The organism is Humibacter soli (assembly GCF_054779035.1).
Map to the genome: position 1 here is coordinate 1 of NZ_BAAGYX010000004.1, position 17,951 is coordinate 17,951.

The 17,951-nt window shown below is 66.3% G+C and carries 13 protein-coding genes; 11 read left to right on the forward strand and 2 right to left on the reverse strand.

The genetic code is table 11. The features are described from left to right. Positions 1 to 208: 208 nt before the first annotated feature. Together ACYVDN_RS17880 and ACYVDN_RS17885 are read right to left on the reverse strand one after the other, a co-directional pair. Positions 209 to 1,528: an ABC transporter substrate-binding protein gene (locus tag ACYVDN_RS17880; RefSeq protein WP_460573901.1), complete on the reverse strand. Its 1,320-nt coding sequence runs from the start codon at positions 1,526 to 1,528 to the stop codon at positions 209 to 211. Between the two features lie 253 nt (positions 1,529 to 1,781). Further along, complete coding sequence (locus ACYVDN_RS17885; RefSeq protein WP_460573903.1) at positions 1,782 to 2,852, reverse strand: LacI family DNA-binding transcriptional regulator; 1,071 nt, start codon at positions 2,850 to 2,852, stop codon at positions 1,782 to 1,784. A gap of 129 nt (positions 2,853 to 2,981) precedes the next feature. Between ACYVDN_RS17885 and ACYVDN_RS17890 the strand changes: the two genes are divergently transcribed. The 11 genes from ACYVDN_RS17890 to ACYVDN_RS17940 all read left to right on the forward strand — a co-directional run bounded on the left by ACYVDN_RS17890 (position 2,982) and on the right by ACYVDN_RS17940 (position 17,730). Further along, positions 2,982 to 4,163, forward strand: a complete 1,182-nt coding sequence (locus tag ACYVDN_RS17890) for a Gfo/Idh/MocA family protein (RefSeq protein WP_460573905.1) — start codon at positions 2,982 to 2,984, stop codon at positions 4,161 to 4,163. A gap of 21 nt (positions 4,164 to 4,184) precedes the next feature. After that, positions 4,185 to 5,192, forward strand: a complete 1,008-nt coding sequence (locus ACYVDN_RS17895; protein ID WP_460573907.1) for a sugar phosphate isomerase/epimerase family protein — start codon at positions 4,185 to 4,187, stop codon at positions 5,190 to 5,192. Positions 5,193 to 5,251: 59 nt separating this feature from the next. Next, positions 5,252 to 6,007 carry a ThuA domain-containing protein gene (locus tag ACYVDN_RS17900; RefSeq protein WP_460573909.1) on the forward strand — a complete coding sequence of 252 codons (756 nt, stop codon included), beginning with the start codon at positions 5,252 to 5,254 and terminating at the stop codon, positions 6,005 to 6,007. Then, positions 6,004 to 7,098, forward strand: a complete 1,095-nt coding sequence (locus ACYVDN_RS17905) for a Gfo/Idh/MocA family protein (protein ID WP_460573911.1) — start codon at positions 6,004 to 6,006, stop codon at positions 7,096 to 7,098. The genes ACYVDN_RS17900 and ACYVDN_RS17905 overlap by 4 nt, the downstream gene beginning before the upstream one ends. A gap of 71 nt (positions 7,099 to 7,169) precedes the next feature. Next, positions 7,170 to 8,315 (forward strand): ROK family transcriptional regulator, encoded by a 1,146-nt coding sequence (locus tag ACYVDN_RS17910; RefSeq protein ID WP_460573913.1) that lies wholly within the window; start codon positions 7,170 to 7,172, stop codon positions 8,313 to 8,315. Positions 8,316 to 8,527: 212 nt separating this feature from the next. After that, on the forward strand, positions 8,528 to 9,829 hold the full coding sequence (locus tag ACYVDN_RS17915) for an ABC transporter substrate-binding protein (RefSeq protein WP_460573915.1): 1,302 nt from the start codon (positions 8,528 to 8,530) through the stop codon (positions 9,827 to 9,829). Between the two features lie 162 nt (positions 9,830 to 9,991). After that, positions 9,992 to 10,879 carry a carbohydrate ABC transporter permease gene (locus tag ACYVDN_RS17920; RefSeq protein ID WP_460573917.1) on the forward strand — a complete coding sequence of 296 codons (888 nt, stop codon included), beginning with the start codon at positions 9,992 to 9,994 and terminating at the stop codon, positions 10,877 to 10,879. Beyond that, a complete protein-coding gene (locus ACYVDN_RS17925) occupies positions 10,876 to 11,745 on the forward strand; it encodes a carbohydrate ABC transporter permease (protein ID WP_460573919.1) in 870 nt (289 codons plus the stop codon). Before ACYVDN_RS17920 ends, ACYVDN_RS17925 begins: the two co-directional genes overlap by 4 nt. A gap of 62 nt (positions 11,746 to 11,807) precedes the next feature. After that, positions 11,808 to 14,144, forward strand: a complete 2,337-nt coding sequence (gene yicI, locus ACYVDN_RS17930) for an alpha-xylosidase (RefSeq protein ID WP_460573921.1) — start codon at positions 11,808 to 11,810, stop codon at positions 14,142 to 14,144. Further along, positions 14,141 to 16,138, forward strand: a complete 1,998-nt coding sequence (locus ACYVDN_RS17935; protein WP_460573922.1) for a beta-galactosidase — start codon at positions 14,141 to 14,143, stop codon at positions 16,136 to 16,138. The genes yicI and ACYVDN_RS17935 overlap by 4 nt, the downstream gene beginning before the upstream one ends. Before the next feature lie 155 nt (positions 16,139 to 16,293). After that, positions 16,294 to 17,730 (forward strand): glycoside hydrolase family 1 protein, encoded by a 1,437-nt coding sequence (locus ACYVDN_RS17940; RefSeq protein ID WP_460573923.1) that lies wholly within the window; start codon positions 16,294 to 16,296, stop codon positions 17,728 to 17,730. Positions 17,731 to 17,951: the final 221 nt, after the last annotated feature.

A 17,951-nucleotide genomic window follows, 5' to 3' on the forward strand; every position in this document is an offset into this window, starting at 1 on the left:
GTATACGACATCGCACGACGACGCTTGCCCCTACCAGGCGAACGACCCGACCCCGCGACACCCACACCCTGACGCGCCCGCTTCAAACCAGACACGGACTCCGTGGACATTCCACAACTCCCTCGACAGCTAAAAGAACAACACTGCGAAAACCAGAAAGGCGGGTGAGCCCGACACCACATGAACCGGACCCACCCGCCCACCAGCCTTACTTCATCAACGGCTCGATCTGGTTCTGCAACTGCGTCAACGCAGTCTTTGCATCCGTCTTACCACCAAGGATCGACTGCGAGAAGGTCGTCATCGGCTGAGTGCCGTCAACGGTGTTCGCAATGTTGTAGAACAGGCCCTTTCCACCGGGGGCAGCCCACGTGCCGTAGACCGGGATCCAGTCGGCGATGATCTTCACCGTCACCGGGTCAGCCTTGAGCTGCGAGGTGTCCGCGATGGACTTGAGCGGCGGCAGGCCGATGCCGGTCTGCTTGGTCCACAGCGGAGCCATGTTCTTGTAGTAATAGGTGAGGAACGCCTCAGAGCCCTTCTGGGTCGGGGTGTTCTTGTACATCATGATGTTGTTCGGGAAGTACAGACCACCCTTCGTGCCGTGCGGGCCCGTGAGCGGGTCGCCGACCACCATGTCGGAGGCGACGTCACCGACGCTGGCCACCAGGCCCGCGCCGTCCCAGCCGAAGCCGAACTTCTTCGCCTTCCACTGCGACTGAACGTTCGCACTCGTGTAGGTTGCCGCCGCCGGGTCGGAGTACCCGTTCTTGACGAGCTCGAGCACGTACTCCATCGCCTCGACGTTCTTGTCCGTGACGCACTCCGGCTCCTTGTTCGCGTTGAACAGGCCTCCGCCGTTGTTGATCATGAACGCAGTGAGGATGTGGCTGCCGGTGAAGTTACCGGCACCCGCGCCGAGTCCGAAGCCGTAGACACCGATCTTCTTGAGAGCGGCGCAGACGTTCTTGTACTCGTCCCACGTGGTCGGCGACTCAACGCCGGCCTGCTGCATCAGGGCCTTGTTGTACCAGGAGCAGCGGACGTCGAGGTTGTACGGCACGGCCGCGTAACCCTGGTCCGTCTTCATGGCGTCGAGCAGGCCAGGAAGGAAGTCGTCGTACAGGCTGCCGCTCTTCCAAGAGTTGAGCAGGTCATCCGCGTACGCGATCTTGTCCTGGTGCGCGAACTGGAACGCCTGCGTTCCACCGCCCGAGCTGACTGCGGGTCCCGTGTTGGAGGCGACCGCGGAGGAGAACGTCTGGGTGAAGTTCGCCCACTGGATCTCCTGGTACGTCGCCTTGGGCAGGCCGCTCGCGGGCTTGTAGGCCAGCGTGATCTGCTTGTCGAGCGGGTTGAAGGCTGTGCCGCCCCACGGCATGTTCCAGAACTTCAGCGGTGAGCTGCTGCCGCCGCCTCCGCCGGAGCCGCCGGAGCAGGCCGCCAAGAGAGTCGTCGCAGCTACACCGCCCGCGAGGCCGAGAAAGCCTCGTCGGGTGAAGGCTGCGCCTGTGGATTCCGATGCCATTATCAGATCCTTTCGCCCGGTCCGCACGGGTGTGCCGACCGGAGATTCTTCGTCGAATGTCAGGTGTTGGTGCTTCGATCGTGGCCACGCCTTCCACGGCCGTGCTGTTATCTTTCAGTCTTTTGTTGGGCGTGTCAACATTTTCGAGGCCCTGTCCACGCGTGTCACCACGAACTGAGATCAAGATGTGATGAAAGTGTGGGAGCGCTCTCACGCACACGCTATACGACAAAAACTCGCGTAACCAAACCCGTTACCGAGCCGTTGCCGTTGAGCCCCTCACGACCAGCTCGGTAGATAGCTCCTCGCGGGCGGACCCCGCGGGAGTGCCGGCTCTCACCCGCAGAAGCATGCGCATCGCGGCCGCCGCCATCTCCTCGATCGGCTGTCGGACGGTGGTCATGGCGGGTGTGATCCAGGACGACTCAGGCAGGTCGTCGAACCCGATCACACTGAGATCGCCCGGTATCGAGACCCCCAGCGAACGGGCCGCCCGGTAGACGCCGAGGGCCATCTCGTCTGAGCACGTGAAGAGCGCCGTCGGAGGTGTGCTCGTCGCGAGCATCCGTTCCGCGATGGATGCCGCGCCGTCGCGACTCCACGCCGAGTGCGCCACCCGGCTCTCCGGCAGTTCGATGCCGGACTGCTCGAGGCCGGCCCTGAAGCCATCCACCCGCGCCCGGCCGTAGCGGTAGTCGCCCTCGCCCGCGATCAGGCCGATCCGTCGATGGCCGAGTGCCGCGAGGTGCGTCGCCGCCGCGTAGCCGCCCGCCCAGTCGGTCGTGCCGATGCTCGGAACCCCCGCGGCGGAGTCCGCAGACGGGTCGAGAAGCACGAGTGGGATGCCTGCCGCGTCGAGCGTCTGCAGCTGGGCGCTCGTCGGGGTCAGGAGTGCGAGGGTCGCACCCCTCGAACGGCGGGCGAGCAGACGCGCGACCCAGTCCGACCCGGCATCCTGCCCAGGGCGCGAGACCGTGACGACGAGATCGAGTCCGGCCGCCGCCGCTGCACTCTCGGCGCCGCTCATGACGAGGTTGGCCCACGAGCCGCGCACCGTGCTGATGACGAGGTCGACGAGCCCGCCTGTCTCGCGTTCCCTCGGGCGGCCGGCGCGGGGACGTCGGTGATACCCGGTCTGTTCCACGAGACTCATGACGCGCTCGCGCGTCGCGGCAGACACGTCTGAACGGCCGTTGAGCACCTTCGACACCGTCGGCACGGTCGTTCCCGCGAGGCGTGCGAGCTGAGCCATCGTGACGCGGCCGCCTCGCTCGGCGCTGCTGCCGCGCACATCTGAGGGTGCGATTCCTGCCGGATCGCTCATGACGGCATCATACTGACAAGTTGCGCAACTTACGAGCGGCGTGATCGCCTTGATTGCCGTGGCCTTTGGTGCGAGGATCGAAGAAGCCGCGCCTGCGGTCTCTTCAATTTGCGCAACAAGGAGGTCGCGATGGCCGAAACGACGCCGCAGCTGCGGGTCGGCATGGTGGGTTATGCGTTCATGGGCGCAGTGCACTCACACGCGTGGCGGACCGCACACCGATTCTTCGATCTGCCGATCACGCCCGAGTTGACAGCTGTCGCCGGGCGCAACCTCGCAGGGGTCACCGCCGCGGCGGAGCGGCAGGGCTGGCTGAGTGTCGAGACGGACTGGCGTCGGCTGATCGAGCGCGACGACATCGACCTGATCGACATCTGCACCCCCGGCGACACGCACCGCGAGATCGCCGTCGCCGCTCTGCAGGCCGGAAAGCACGTGCTGTGCGAGAAGCCGCTGGCCAACTCGGTCGACGAGGCCGTCGAGATGGCGGATGCCGCCCGAGCGGCGGCTGCGAACGGTGTCTTCGCGATGTGCGGGTTCACCTACCGTCGCACGCCGGCCATCACGCTCGCCAAGCGCTTCGTCGACGAGGGTCGTCTCGGCGAGATCCGTCACGTTCGTGCCCAGTACCTGCAGGACTGGCTGAGCAACGCGGACGCCCCGCTCACCTGGCGCATGGACAAGTCCAAGGCAGGCAGCGGCGCTCTCGGCGACATCGGAGCGCACGTGATCGATATGGCGCAGTGGGTGACCGGGTCGGACATCGTCGGGCTCTCCGCGATCATGAACACGTTCGTCACCGAGAGGCCGGTCGGCGGCGACCTCGTCGGCCTCGGCGGCAAGGGATCGGCCGACGGCGCAAAGGGCCCCGTCACCGTGGATGACGCTGCGGCGTTCACCGCTCGCTTCGACAACGGCGCCATCGGCGTCTTCGAGGCGACCCGCTTCGCCCTGGGCCGCAAGAACGCCATCCGGCTCGAGATCAACGGCTCGAAGGGCTCGATCGCGTTCGACTTCGAGGAGTCGAACATCCTCAACTACTTCGACGGAACGGATGACGCCGAGGCACAGGGTTTCCGGCGCATCATCGTGACCGAGCCAGTGCATCCCTATGTCGCCAACTGGTGGCCGGCCGGTCACGGTCTCGGCTACGAGCACGGCTTCACGCATCAGGTCGTCGATCTCGTGAACGCGATCGCCGCTGGAGATCAGCCGCACCCGTCGTTCGACGACGCGCTCCAGGTGCAACGAGTGCTGGCCACCGTCGAGACGTCGGCCGGCGACCGTTCGGCCTGGCACGAGATCGCGTAGAAGTCAGAAGGAGGAAGAACGATGACCCGTCCGATCACCCTGTTCACCGGCCAGTGGGCCGATCTGCCATTCGAAGAGGTCGCGCGACTCGCGGGCGAGTGGGGCTACGACGGCCTCGAGATCGCCAGCTGGGGCGACCACCTCGATGTGAACCGTGCCGCCTCCGACCCCGCGTACGTGGCGAACCGGCTGGAGATCCTCGAGCGCAACGGCCTGCAGGTCTTCACCATCTCGAACCACCTCGTCGGGCAGGCGGTCTGCGACGACCCCATCGACCAGCGGCACCAGGACATCGTTCCTCCTCACGTGTGGGGCGACGGCGACCCCGAGGGCGTGCGCCAGCGCGCGGCGGAGGAGCTCAAGCAGACGGCGCGCGCCGCAGCCGCCCTGGGCGTCAAGACCGTCACCGGCTTCACCGGATCGAAGATCTGGAAGACCATCGCGGGCTTCCCGCCGGTGCCCGACTCGATGATCGACGACGGCTATCAGGACTTCGCCGACCGCTGGAACCCGATCCTCGACGTGTTCGACGAGGTGGGTGTGCGGTTCGCCCTTGAGGCGCACCCGAGCGAGGTGGCTTTCGACTACTGGTCGTCGAAGCGAACGCTCGAGGCGATCGGCAACCGGGACGCCTTCGGGTTCAACTTCGACCCCTCGCATTTCGTGTGGCAGCAGATCGACCCGGTCACCTTCTTGCAGGACTTCGCCGACAAGATCTACCACGTGCACTGCAAGGAGTCGGTGACACAGCTCAACGGCCGCAACGGCCGCCTCGCGTCGCACCTGCCGTGGGGCGACCCGCGCCGCGGCTGGGACTTCGTCTCCACCGGGCATGGCGAGGTTCCGTGGGAGCCCATCTTCCGCACGCTCAACTGGATCGGCTACGAGGGCCCGACGAGCGTGGAGTGGGAAGACGCCGGAATGGACCGCCTGGTCGGCGGACCTGAGGCGCTCGCCTTCGTGCGAAAGCTCGCCACGATCACCCCGCCGGCCGCGGCCTTCGACGCCGCGTTCTCTCAGAGCCGCTGACCGCCTTCGCGGTGGTCAGTACCAAGAACAGTTAAATACGCACCAATCGAAAGACAGACATGACTGACGCCACACGCCGCGCCCTCATCGTGCGCGGCGGCTGGGACGGGCACGAGCCCGTTCAGACCACCGACTCGTTCATCCCTTTCCTCACCGAGAACGGTTTCGAGGTGCGGGTCGAGGAGTCGCCGGCCATCTACACCGACGCCGACTACATGGACACCGTCGACCTGCTGGTGCAGGTCAACACCATGAACACCATCGAAAAGGACCAGATGGCGGGCCTTGACCGTGCTGTGCGGGGCGGCATGGGCATGGCGGGCTGGCACGGCGGCATCGCGGACTCCTACCGCAACGAGGCCGACTACCTGCACATGATCGGCGGCCAGTTCGCGCACCACGCGAACAAGGCGCCGAAGGACCAGCTGGCGGGGGAGCAGTCCGACAACTACATCCCCTATACCGTGCACATCACGGAACTCGGCAAGGTGCACCCGATCACGCAGGGCATCGAGGACTTCGACCTGGTCACCGAGCAGTACTGGGTGCTGAGCGACGAGCTGAACGACGTGCTCGCCACCACAACCCAGAGCGTGCGCCCGTGGGATGCCTGGCACCGGCCCGTCACCGCGCCGGCGATCTGGACCCGCCTGTGGGGTGAAGGACGCATCTTCGTCTCCGCTCCCGGTCACAAGCTCGAGGTCGTCGACGACCCCAACGTGCGCACGATCATCGAGCGCGGACTGCTCTGGGCGGCCCGTGGCTCCGGTCAGCCCGCGCCGTCGGCCGCCGACGTTGCGGAGGCCGCGGAATGAGCGCGCTCCGCATCGGCGTGATCGGCGTCGGCAACATCAGCGCGCAGTACTTCGCGCACATCCCGTCTCTTCCGAACCTCCAGCTCGTCGCGGTCGCCGACGTGAACGAAGAACGTGCCCGAGAAGTCGCGGCCGAACAGGGAGTGCGTGCGCTCACTGTCGACGAGCTGCTCGCCGATGACGGCATCGACGCGGTGCTCAACCTGACCATCCCCGCCGTACACGCCGCCATCGGCATCCGCGCACTCGAGGCGGGCAAGCACGTCTACGGCGAGAAGCCGCTCGCGCTGAACCCGGCAGAGGCCGAGCCGATGCTGGCGCTCGCTGTGGAGCGGGGTCTGCGCGTCGGAAGCGCGCCGGACACGGTGCTCGGCACGGGCATCCAGACCGCTCGTCAGGTGCTCGACGCCGGCACGATCGGCGAACCGATCGCGGCGGCCATCCACTGGAGCGCCCCCGGCCACGAGCTGTGGCATCCGGCGCCCGCCTTCTACTACCAGCCGGGCGGCGGACCGCTGTTCGACATGGCTCCCTATTACCTGAGCAGCATCGTCACGCTGTTCGGCCCGATCGCGCGCGTCTCAGGAGTCGCGACGACGTCGAACCGCGAGCGCACCGTCGCCACCGGACCGCTTGCCGGTCAGCCGATCCCTGTGGATGTCGCGACTCACGTCAGCGCGCTGCTCGAGCACGAGAACGGGCTGACCACCACCCTCACGGTGAGCTTCGACGTGTGGAAGTCGCGCGCGCCGCTGTTCGAGGTCTTCGGTACCCAGGGAACGCTGGCGGTACCCGACCCCAACCGGTTCGACGGCGACGTCGAGATCGCGCCCGCAGCCACCCGCGAGTGGGAGACCGTGCCGACCTCTGCGGGCTGGGCGGACTCCGGTCGCGGCTTCGGTCTCGCCGACATGGCTCGTGCGATCGAGACCGACAGGCCGCACCGGGCGAGCGGTGAGCTGGCGTTCCACGTGCTCGAGGTGATGGACAGCATCCTTCGAGCGGCCGCAGACCACGCCGTCATCGAGATCGCCAGCACCGTCGAGCGTCCCGCGCCTGTGCCGCTCGACTCGACGCCCGCCACCTGGTAAGTCGTCGCGCGCCTGCCTCCGGCACGAGTCGGAGGCAGGCGCATTCCGGAGCGCGGTTAGACTCTGGCTCTGTGACCGCCAGCGCCGCAGATGATGCGTGGTCCTGGCCTGCGCTCCACGAAGGGCAGCGTGCTGTGCTGCTCGAGGTGCTCTTCCACGGGTCTCGGTCACGCGCCGAACTTGCACGTCGTGTCGGCCTGTCGCGAACGAGCCTGACCCGGCTCACCAGAGATCTGGTGGAACTCGGATTCGTGCGCGAAGGCGAGATCCTCATGCCCAGCGGCAGGGGCAGGCCTCCGGAGATGCTCGAGCTGCTACCGGACGCCGCGCACTTCGCCGGCATCAAGCTCACCGGCGACGCTCTCTACGCCGCCGTGGTCGATCTGCGCGCGACGACCATCCACACCGAGGAACATCCGTTGCAGTCGCGGGATGTCGACGCTGTTGTCGATCTGATCGCCTCGACCGTGAACGGTCTGCGGGCCCGATTCTCACGGCTGACCGCCGTCGGGGTGTGCCTCGCCGGCGACGTGCATGAGGTCGATGGCGCGGCGGTCGTCGAAGGCTCGTGGTTTCTCGGGTGGGAATCCGTGCCCCTCGCGAGCCTCGTCTCCTCCGCAACGGGACTGCCGACCTCGGTCGCAAACGATGTCCAAGCACTGACTGCCGCGCATCACTGGTTCGGCGCGGGCGTCGGCTGCTCCTCTCTCGCTCTGATCGGGCTGGGAGCCGGAATCGGAGCGGGCATCGTCGTGGGCGACGAGCTCGTGACGGGTGCGAACGGGCATCCCGGCAAGGTCAGCCACATCCCGGTCGTCGACACCGGTCCGCGTTGCGATCGCGGCCATGTCGGATGCGCATCGTCGTTCGTGACCATGCCGGCGATCGTGCGTAACGCCAAGGTCGAGTCTGGCGGGTACGACGAGGTGGTGCGACGGGCGCACGCCGGTGACGAAGAGGCGGTCGCGGCCTTCCGTGCAGCGGGAACGGCGCTCGGCGTCGTCATCGCGCAGATCGTCAACCTGATCGATCCGCAGAAGGTGATCGTGACGGGTGAGGGCCTCGGCATCTTCGACTTCGCGCGCGCCGCGGTCGACGAGGCGATCGCCGCTCGCCTTGATCCTTCCGATGCTCCCATCGCCGTCGAGGTACAGGCATTCCGGTTCGCCGACTACGCGTGGGCCGCGGCGGTCGGAACCATCCGCGCGCTGATCTAGCCGGGCATCCTTGTGCGGCCCGTCGGTGGTCGCAGCCATCTCATCGTACGTCGAAAAGAGGCAAAAAGGCATCCTGCTTATCCGTTTTGTGTCACGTGTTGACAAAAACGGACAGCGGCCTGCATGCTGAGGACCACTCATCCGGGAACCGCCAACGGCGGACGCACCGTCCGGGTGAATGCACCCAGCTACGCATCAAAGGAGATGGACTCTTGCGCTCACGAATCATTGCTTCGCTCGCGACGCTGGCGGTGGCCGGCCTCGCGCTCACAGGCTGCAGCTCCGGCGGAGGCGATAGCCACGCCTCCGACTCCGGCCCGGTCACTCTGACCTTCTGGTCGTGGGCGCCCGGCACCAAGCAGATCGTCGACACGTGGAACAAGTCGCACCCGGACATCCAGGTCAAGTACACCGACGCGGGAGGCGGGAACGACTCCTCCGCGAAGCTCCTCACCGCCAGTAGGGCCGGGAACGCGCCCGACCTCTCCGCGGTCGAGTACACGACGCTGCCGGCGATGATCGTCGCGGATGTTCCGCTCGACATCACCCGCTACGTCACGGACGTCAAGAAGAACTACACGAAGGGCACCTGGGACCAGACCACGTTCGACGGCCACGTCTACGCGGTTCCGCAGGATGTCGGGCCGATGGCGTTCCCGTACCGCTGGGACAAGCTGAAGGAGTACAACATTCCGGTTCCCACGACGTGGGAAGACTTCGACAAGGCCGGTGTCGCGATCCACAAGGCCGACCCGAATGTGTCGCTCGCCTCGCTCCCTGCCGACCAGTTCGGCTTCTACGGCGGGGTCGCGACCCAGGCCGGAGGCTCGTGGTGGTCGATCAAGGACGGAAAGTGGACTGTCGGCATCGCTGACGAGGCGTCGCTGAAGGTCGCGGACTTCTTCGAGAAGATGTCGAAGGACGGCGCCATCACGACCGAGCCGCTTCTCACCCCCGAGTGGAACAAGCAGGTCAACGACGGAACCATGCTGTCGTGGCCGTCCGCACTCTGGGCTCCCGGGGTCATCCAGGGCGTCGCGCCCGAGACCGATGGAAAGTGGGAGCTCGCTCCGTTGCCCCAGTGGACCGCCGGCAACACGGCCGTGGCGTACCAAGGTGGCTCGGGTGTCATCGTGACGAAGGACTCCAAGCACCCGAAGCAGGCCGCGGAGTTCGCGAAGTGGTACAACGCGAGCGAGGAGGGCGCGACGCTGCTGCTCAACGTCGGAAACGTCTACCCTGCGGCGATCTCCGGTCAGGAAGCGGCGAAGTCGAGCAAGCCCCCGGCGCTGATGCCGCAGCAGACGGACTACTACTCGGTGGCAGCGAAGATCGCGTCGAACACCATCCCGGTCACGTGGGGTCCCGACTTCAACGTCGCGCAGACCACGTTCACCGACGCGCTGAACAAGGCGATCCAGAACGGCACTCCGTGGCGCGACGCCTTCATCGCCACGCAGAACGCCGTCATCAAGGACATGAAGCAGTCGGGCTACAAGGTCACGAACCAGTAGCCGCCTCTGAGCCGGGGTGGGCGACCCCGCCCCGGCTCGGAGCGGCTCGAGGGAGATGAGAACTTCGTTATGCCACTCGTGACATCGCCCGAGTCAGGGGCGACCACACCCGCAGTCCCACTTCGGTCAAGGTCTGCGCGCACCAGAGGCCGTCGTCGCCACGTGCACCTCGCGCCCTATCTGTTCGTCGCACCGGCGGTCGTGCTCTTCGTCGTGTTCATGCTGGTGCCGATCGTCTACGCGATCTGGCTGAGCTTCCAGACGTATCACCTGGTCGGCGGAGGCATCCTCGGCCACAGGGAGCAGGTGTTCGCGGGATTCGAGAACTACGGCTCGGTTCTCGGGGATCCTAACCTGATCGCCGGGTTCGGCCGACTGGGCATCTACGGCCTGATCGCGGTTCCGCTCAATCTGGGCCTCGCTCTGCTGTTCGCACTGCTGTTGGATGCCCCGGCGTCGCGGGCCAAGCGCTTCTCGCGCACGGCGATCTTCGTGCCGTACGCGGTTCCCGGCGTCGTCGCTGCGCTGCTGTGGGGCTTCATGTACTTGCCGGGGACGAGCCCCTTCTCGTACATCACCCAGTCGCTCGGCTGGGGCGACATCCCGTTCCTCGAGAACCCCGGCATCTTCGGATCGCTTGCCAACATCGCGATCTGGGGCGTCGTCGGGTTCAACATGATCATCATCTACACGTCGCTGCGTGGCATCCCGAGCGAGATGTACGAAGCGGCACGGCTCGACGGTGCCAACGAGCTCCAGATCGCCCTGCGCGTCAAGATTCCGTTGGCGACGCCCGCGCTGGTGCTGACGGCGATCTTCTCGTTGATCGGCACGCTTCAGGTCTACGGCGAGCCGACGACCTTGAAGCCGATGACCAACGTGATCAGTCAGAGCTGGGTTCCGCTCATGATGATCTACCGCGACGCCTTCCTCACCGACAACCTGCCCAGCGCGGCAGCGCTGTCCGTGGTGCTGGCCTTAGGAACGGTCGTCGTGTCGGCGGTCGTGCTGCTTCTCGCCAACCGTCGCAACTCGGGAGGAGTCGCATGAGCACGATCGCCACTCGATCCGGTCCCCGCAAGAAGGCCGACCGAGGCAAGGTCCTGCCCACAGTCGTGCTGCTGATCGGCGCCATCTACTGCCTCATCCCCGTCGCATGGGTGTTCGTCGCCAGCACCAAGTCCCGCAGCCAACTGTTCACGACCTTCACCTTCACGCCGGGCGACGGGCTCTTCGACAACCTGCGGTCCCTGTTCACCTACGGAGGCGGGCAGTTCGGATTGTGGGCACTGAACTCGGTGATCTACGCGGGTCTCGGCGCCGTGCTCTCCACGTTCGTGTCGACGATGGCCGGGTACGCGCTGGCGAAGTACGAGTTCAAGGGCCGGTCGGTGATCTTCTACTCGATCCTCGGTGGCGTGCTCATTCCGGGCATCACCCTCGCGATTCCGCAGTATCTGCTGTTGTCGCAGGTCGGGATGGCCGGTGGATACCTCTCCGTGCTCCTGCCTGTGATCATCAGCCCGTTCGGCATCTACCTCTCCCGTGTCTACGCAGCGGCCGCGATTCCGTCCGACACTCTGGAGGCGGCGAGGATCGACGGTGCGAACGAGTGGCGGATCTTCCGCACCATCAGCGTGCCGTTGATGGTGCCTGGCATGGTGACGGTCTTCATGCTCCAGTTCGTCGGCATCTGGAACAACTTCCTGCTGCCCTTCGTGATGCTGTCCGACCAGAACAACTATCCGCTCACCGTCGGTCTGTACACCCTGCTCGCGAAGGGGTCGGGGTCGCCGTCGCTGTACTCGCTCGCCATCACGGGAGCCGCGGTGTCGATCATCCCGTTGATCATCCTGATGCTCTTCCTTCAGCGGTTCTGGCGGCTCGACCTGATCTCGGGAGGTCTCAAGGGCTGATCATCCGTCTCGCGCGACCAGACCGACGTACCACCGCACCATCGCACTACCGAAAGCACCGCATGAAATTCACTGACGGGTTCTGGCTGACCAGACCGGGAGTCGAGCCGCTCTACGCGCTCGAGGCATACGACATCATCGCCGGCGACCGGTCGCTGACCATCACGGCACCGACGAAGGTCGTCGCACACCGAGGCGACACCCTCAATAGGCCGGTGCTGACGGTCACCCTCAGCTCTCCGCTCGAGAACGTGATCGGGGTGAGGGTCGACCATTTCACGGGGGTTCGTGACCCTCTTCGCTTCGACCTCGTCGGGGCGGAGACAGGTCACGGCGAGGCGGCGGTGACGGAGGCCGGCGGCACGCTCTCCAGCGGCGCGCTGTCGGCCACCATCGGACGCGGCGCTCCGTGGGATCTCTCGTTCAGCGCGGACGGTCGGGTCATCACCTCGAGCGGCCACAAGTCGATCTCCTCCATGAGGATCGCCGACGGAACGGACCTCAGCCGGGGGATCGTCGGCACGTCGCCGGTCGATGCGGCCGGGCATCCGCGCCGCCCGCACAACTATCTGAACGTGCAGCTCTCCCTCGGGGTCGGCGAGCTCGTCTATGGGCTCGGTGAGCGGTTCGGGCCGCTGGTGAAGAACGGGCAGAGCGTCGACATCTGGAACGCGGACGGCGGAACCGCGAGCGAGCACGCATACAAGAACGTGCCGTTCTATCTGACGAATCGCGGATACGGCGTGCTGGTCAACGACCCCGGCCACGTCTCGTACGAGATCGGCACCGAAGCCGTCGAGCGGGTGCAGTTCTCGGTGTCGGGCGAGAGCATCGAGTACTTCATCATCTACGGTCCGACACCTGCAGAGATCCTCGAGCGATACACCGCCCTCACCGGTCGACCTGCCAGTGTGCCCGCCTGGTCGTACGGGCTGTGGCTCTCGACGAGCTTCACGACCGACTACAACGAGGCGACCGTCACCAGCTTCATCGACGCGATGGCCGAACACGACCTGCCGCTCTCCGTCTTCCACTTCGACTGCTTCTGGATGCGCGAGTTCAACTGGTGCGACTTCGAGTGGGATGCCCGTACCTTTCCGGATCCGAAGGGCATGCTCGCGCGTCTGCACGACAAAGACCTGCGCGTCTGCGTCTGGATCAACCCCTACATCGCGCAACGATCACCGCTCTTCGCGGAAGCCGCTGCTGCGGGATATCTGGTCAAGAAGCCGTACGGCGATGTGTGGCAGTGGGACCTGTGGCAGGCCGGAATGGGTCTCGTCGACTTCACGAATCCGGCGGCGACGGCGTGGTTTCAGGGCCACCTTCGTCGACTGCTCGACATGGGAGTCGACGCCTTCAAGACGGACTTCGGCGAGCGCATCCCGCTCGACATCGACTACTTCGACCGCTCGAGCCCCGAGCGCATGCACAACTACTACACGCAGCTCTACAACGCGGCGGTCTTCGACCTGCTGCGCGATGTGCGCGGCGACGACTCAGTGGTGTTCGCCCGTAGTGCGACAGCCGGCGGGCAGAAGATGCCCGTGCATTGGGGCGGAGACAGCACGTCGTCGTTCGAATCGATGGCTGAGACCCTTCGCGGCGGTCTCTCGCTCGCGCTCAGCGGCTTCGCGTTCTGGAGTCACGACATCGGTGGCTTCGAGGGAACGCCCGACGCAGCGGTGTTCAAGCGGTGGACCGCGTTCGGTCTGTTGTCGAGCCACTCGCGCTTCCACGGGAGCAACTCGTACCGGGTGCCGTGGGCATTCGACGCTGACGCGATCACGGGCGACATCGACACAAGCGAGCAGAGCGCGGTCGCAGTGGCCCGCCGCTTCGCGCGGCTGAAGAACTCGCTGATGCCCTATCTCTATGCGGCCGGGGTCGAGGCATCCGTGTCGGGCGCGCCGGTGATGCGCCCAATGCAGTTCGAGTTCCCGGATGACCCCGCCGTCGCCTATCTCGACCGCCAGTACATGCTCGGGCGCGAGCTCCTCGTGGCTCCGGTGTTCACCGAGGACGGGAGCGTCGAGTTCTATCTGCCGCAGGGCACGTGGACCGAGTTCTTCACCGGCGAGCAGGTCGCCGGTGGTTGCTGGCGCCGTGAGGTGCACGAGTTCGACACCCTTCCCCTGTACGTGCGACCCGGCGCGGTGCTGCCGATCGGCAACCGGGTCGATCGGCCGGACTACGACTATCTCGACGCTCTCGTGCTGCGCGACTACCCGGGCGAGCCCGAGGCGACGAGGGACCTGACAGTGGTGACGCCGGATGGCTCGTCGGCCACGTTCAGCATCGTGCGTACGGGAGGGACATCCACCATCAACGTGTCGGGAGATGCCACGTGGAGCCACGAGACCATCGGGAGACACGAGGCCGTCGGAGGAGCGCAGTGACCGCGCCGCTGGCGGATCGCGGCACGGGACTGCTCTTCGGCGGTGACTACAACCCGGAGCAGTGGCCGGAGGAAGTCTGGCGCGACGACATCCGGCTGATGAAGCAGGCGGGCGTGAACACCGTGACCGTCGGCGTCTTCGCATGGTCGTCGATCGAGCCGGAGGAGGGCCGCTACGAGTTCGGATGGCTCGATCGCGTGTTCCGATTGCTGAGCGACAACGGCATCGGCATCATCCTCGCGACACCGACCGCTTCACCGCCGCCATGGTTCAGCAAAGCTCATCCCGAGGCGCTGCCGATCACGGAAGACGGCGTGCGGCTCATGCACGGGAGCAGGGACACCTACAACCCGGCGGCGCCCGCGTACCGCGTCGCGGCGACACGCGTCGCCCGTGTGCTGGCGGCACGCTACGGCAGGCATCCAGCCCTGCGCGCGTGGCACCTGCACAACGAATACGGCACCGTGAGCTACGGCCCGCTCGTCGACGCGGAGTTCCGCACCTGGCTTCGTGGGCGCTACCGAACCCTCGAGGCGCTCAACCGGGCGTGGCACACGGCGTTCTGGTCGCAGGGGTACAGCAGGTGGGACGAGATCATCGCTCCCCAGCGCACGCAATACCTGCCGAACCCCACGCAGGTGCTCGACTTCCGCCGGTTCACCGCCGACCTGCTCAGGGACTGCTATCGCGATCAGATCGCTGTCGTTCGGGAACTCAGTGGCGCGCCCGTGACGACCAACTTCATCCTCCCCGATTGGCTCCACTACGACCAGTGGGACTTCGCCGACGACAGCGACGTGGTGGCGATCGATCACTACCTGGACTCGTCCGGCCCGGAGGGCGCCGCGCACGCAGCGTTCGGCGCCGACCTCGCGCGTTCGTTCGGCCACGGCAGGCCGTGGCTGCTCATGGAACAGGCGGTGAGCACGACGATCCGAGGTGGTCGCGTGCTGGCCAACGACACGGGGCAGCTCATGCGGACGAGCATGCAGCACGTGGCGCGCGGAGCTCTCGGCATCCTGTTCTTCCAGTGGCGGGCACCGTATGCCGGCGCGGAGTTCTTCCACTCGACGATGGTTCCGCACGTCGGCGAGGACAGCAGGACGTTCCGCGAGGTCACTCGGCTCGGCGACGCTCTCGCGCGCGTCGGGGAGCTGGCCGATGCCCCGGCGAACGCCGTCAATCGGCCTCGAGTGGCGATCGCGTGGGACCCCGATGCGTGGTGGGCGGCGGAGACGGCCGGCCTTCCCAGCGATGCGTTCTCTCTGCTGCGATCCGCACGTCGGATGCACCGCGCGCTCTGGAACCTCGGGGTGAACTGCGACTTCGTCCGCCTCGACCACGACCTCTCTGCTTACGACCTCGTGGTCGTGCCGAACCAGCTGCTCGTCGCGAGAGATCAGTCCGAATCGCTGGCCCGCTTCGTGCACGATGGCGGGCATGCCGTCGTCGCGTACTTCAGCGGCACGTTCGACGACAACCTGCACGTCATCCCCGGCGGCTACAGCGGAGCGTTCGCAGAACTGCTCGGGGTGCGGATCGAGGGGCTGCTTCCGCTCGAGCCGACGAGCACCGTCGAGCTGACCGACGGTGCTGTCGGATCGGAATGGACCGAGCGCATCGAATTGAGGGGCGCCGAGGCGCACGCTTCGTATCGCACGGGCGCCGCGGCAGGGGGACCCGCGATCACCCGCAATGGTGTCGGCGCCGGCGCTGCCTGGTATGTGTCGACCGAACTCGACGACCAGGGGCTCGGCGAGTTCCTGCGACTCGTGCTCGAAGGCGCCGGCGTCGAACCGGATGCCGTGGGAGCCGGTGCCGGGCTCGAGGCGATCCGACGATTCGCTGGCTCGCACTCCTACCTCGTGCTGATCAACCACGATTCGTGCGAGCGCGCGACGGTCGGTGAAGGAACGGACATCCTGACCGGCCGCGAGTTCGGTGGACCGATCACTGTCGCGCCCGGTGAGATCCTCGTGCTCAGGACCAGCTGAGATGCGACGTGGGTGCGAGGGCGAAACTCTTTCGCGCGGCCGCCGCCGCGCTATGGTGACGTGGTGCAACCGCTCTCACGGTTGCGTGTTCGCTCACCCAGCAACCAGGAGTGCGGCGTCCGCGCCGCTTTCGCACGTCGATCAGGCAGGAAGACATGACTCAGGGCAGTGACGACTACCGCGACAGCGGTCTGCAATTTCCGGATTCGTTCGTGTTCGGTTCGGCCACCGCGTCGTACCAGGTCGAGGGGGCGGTGAAGGATGACGGCCGTTTGCCGTCCATCTGGGACACGTTCAGCCACACCCCCGGCAAGGTATGGAACGGCGACACCGGCGACGTCGCCGACGACCACTACCACCGGCTCGAGTCGGACCTGGACCTCATGAAGGACCTGGGACTGCACGCCTACAGGTTCTCGATCGCCTGGCCGCGGATCATCCCGAACGGCCGGGGACAGGTGAACCACAAGGGAGTCGATTTCTACTCGCGCCTCGTCGACGGACTCCTCGAGCGTGACATCACGCCGGTCGCCACGCTCTACCACTGGGACCTGCCGCAGGTGCTCGAAGACGAGGGCGGCTGGCCGAATCGCGAGACCGCCTACACGTTCGCGGATTACGCAGCCGCGATCGGCGAGCGGCTCGGCGACCGCGTCGCCGTGTGGACGACACTCAACGAGCCGTGGTGCTCGGCGTACCTCGGCTATGCCTCGGGTGCGCACGCGCCCGGCCGCACCGACGGTGCAGACGCCCTTCGCTCCGTGCACCACCTGAACCTCGCGCATGGGCTCGCGGTGCAGGCGCTCAAGGCAACGGTGGCGAACGACAGTGCCGAGTACTCGATCACGCTGAACCTGCACGTCATCCGTCCAGAGGGCGAGACCGGGCAGGAGGCTGCGCGCCAGATCGACGCGCTCGGAAACCGGGCGTTCACGCATCCGCTGCTGAAGGGCGAGTACCCGGCGGACCTGATCGAAGACACCAAGTCGCTCACCGACTGGTCGTTCGTGCGCCCTGGCGACCTGGACGACATCAACCAGAAGATCGACGTTCTCGGCGTCAACTACTACTCGACCAACCGGGTGCGGCTGTGGGACGGTCGTGGCGAGCGGCAGCACGCCGATGGCCACAAGGATGTCGGTGCCTCGCCGTGGCCGGGGGCGGATCGTGTCGAGTTCCTGGAGCAGCCCGGCCCCTACACCGAGATGGGCTGGAACATCGAGCCGTCCGGTCTCTACGACCTGCTCGTCTCGCTGCGCGACGAGTTCCCCGAGCAAGCCCTGATGATCACCGAGAACGGAGCGGCCTTCGCGGATGTCGTCTCCCACGACGAGGGCGGCGCCGCCGTTCACGATCTCGATCGCATCGACTATCTACGCCGCCACCTCACGGCGGCGCACCGGGCGCTGCAGGACGGCGTCGACCTGCGCGGGTACTTCGTGTGGTCCCTGATGGACAACTTCGAGTGGGGCTTCGGATACTCCAAGCGCTTCGGCATCGTTCGCGTCGACTACGACACCCTTGAGCGTCTGCCGAAGGACAGCGCCTCCTGGTACGCCGAGCTGGCCGCCTCCCGTCGCCTCCCCGAGTAACCCCACGCGGGTAACAGCGCCATGTGCGCTCTATCGCGCCACTTCTGCTGGCGCGATAGAGCGCACATGGCGCACTTGCGGGGGTGTCGTGGGGTGGGCGCCTCGCGAGCAAAGCAGGTGCAGTCGGCGTGGCCGACTGGTGGCCGCATTGTGACTGTCGGATGAACAGGCCGGGCGAATAAGTTCGAGCCGTGAACGTGAATGCCGTTATGCTTCCCAGC

What these genes read in the sequence shown, in the direction of transcription:
- ACYVDN_RS17885 (WP_460573903.1), bottom strand. Translation starts at nt 2,852, where the DNA reads ATGAGCGATCCGGCAGGAATCGCACCCTCAGATGTGCGCGGCAGCAGC.
- yicI (WP_460573921.1), top strand. Translation starts at nt 11,808, where the DNA reads ATGAAATTCACTGACGGGTTCTGGCTGACCAGACCGGGAGTCGAGCCG.
- ACYVDN_RS17900 (WP_460573909.1), top strand. Translation starts at nt 5,252, where the DNA reads ATGACTGACGCCACACGCCGCGCCCTCATCGTGCGCGGCGGCTGGGAC.
- ACYVDN_RS17890 (WP_460573905.1), top strand. Translation starts at nt 2,982, where the DNA reads ATGGCCGAAACGACGCCGCAGCTGCGGGTCGGCATGGTGGGTTATGCG.
- ACYVDN_RS17905 (WP_460573911.1), top strand. Translation starts at nt 6,004, where the DNA reads ATGAGCGCGCTCCGCATCGGCGTGATCGGCGTCGGCAACATCAGCGCG.
- ACYVDN_RS17895 (WP_460573907.1), top strand. Translation starts at nt 4,185, where the DNA reads ATGACCCGTCCGATCACCCTGTTCACCGGCCAGTGGGCCGATCTGCCA.
- ACYVDN_RS17925 (WP_460573919.1), top strand. Translation starts at nt 10,876, where the DNA reads ATGAGCACGATCGCCACTCGATCCGGTCCCCGCAAGAAGGCCGACCGA.
- ACYVDN_RS17940 (WP_460573923.1), top strand. Translation starts at nt 16,294, where the DNA reads ATGACTCAGGGCAGTGACGACTACCGCGACAGCGGTCTGCAATTTCCG.
- ACYVDN_RS17880 (WP_460573901.1), bottom strand. Translation starts at nt 1,528, where the DNA reads ATGGCATCGGAATCCACAGGCGCAGCCTTCACCCGACGAGGCTTTCTC.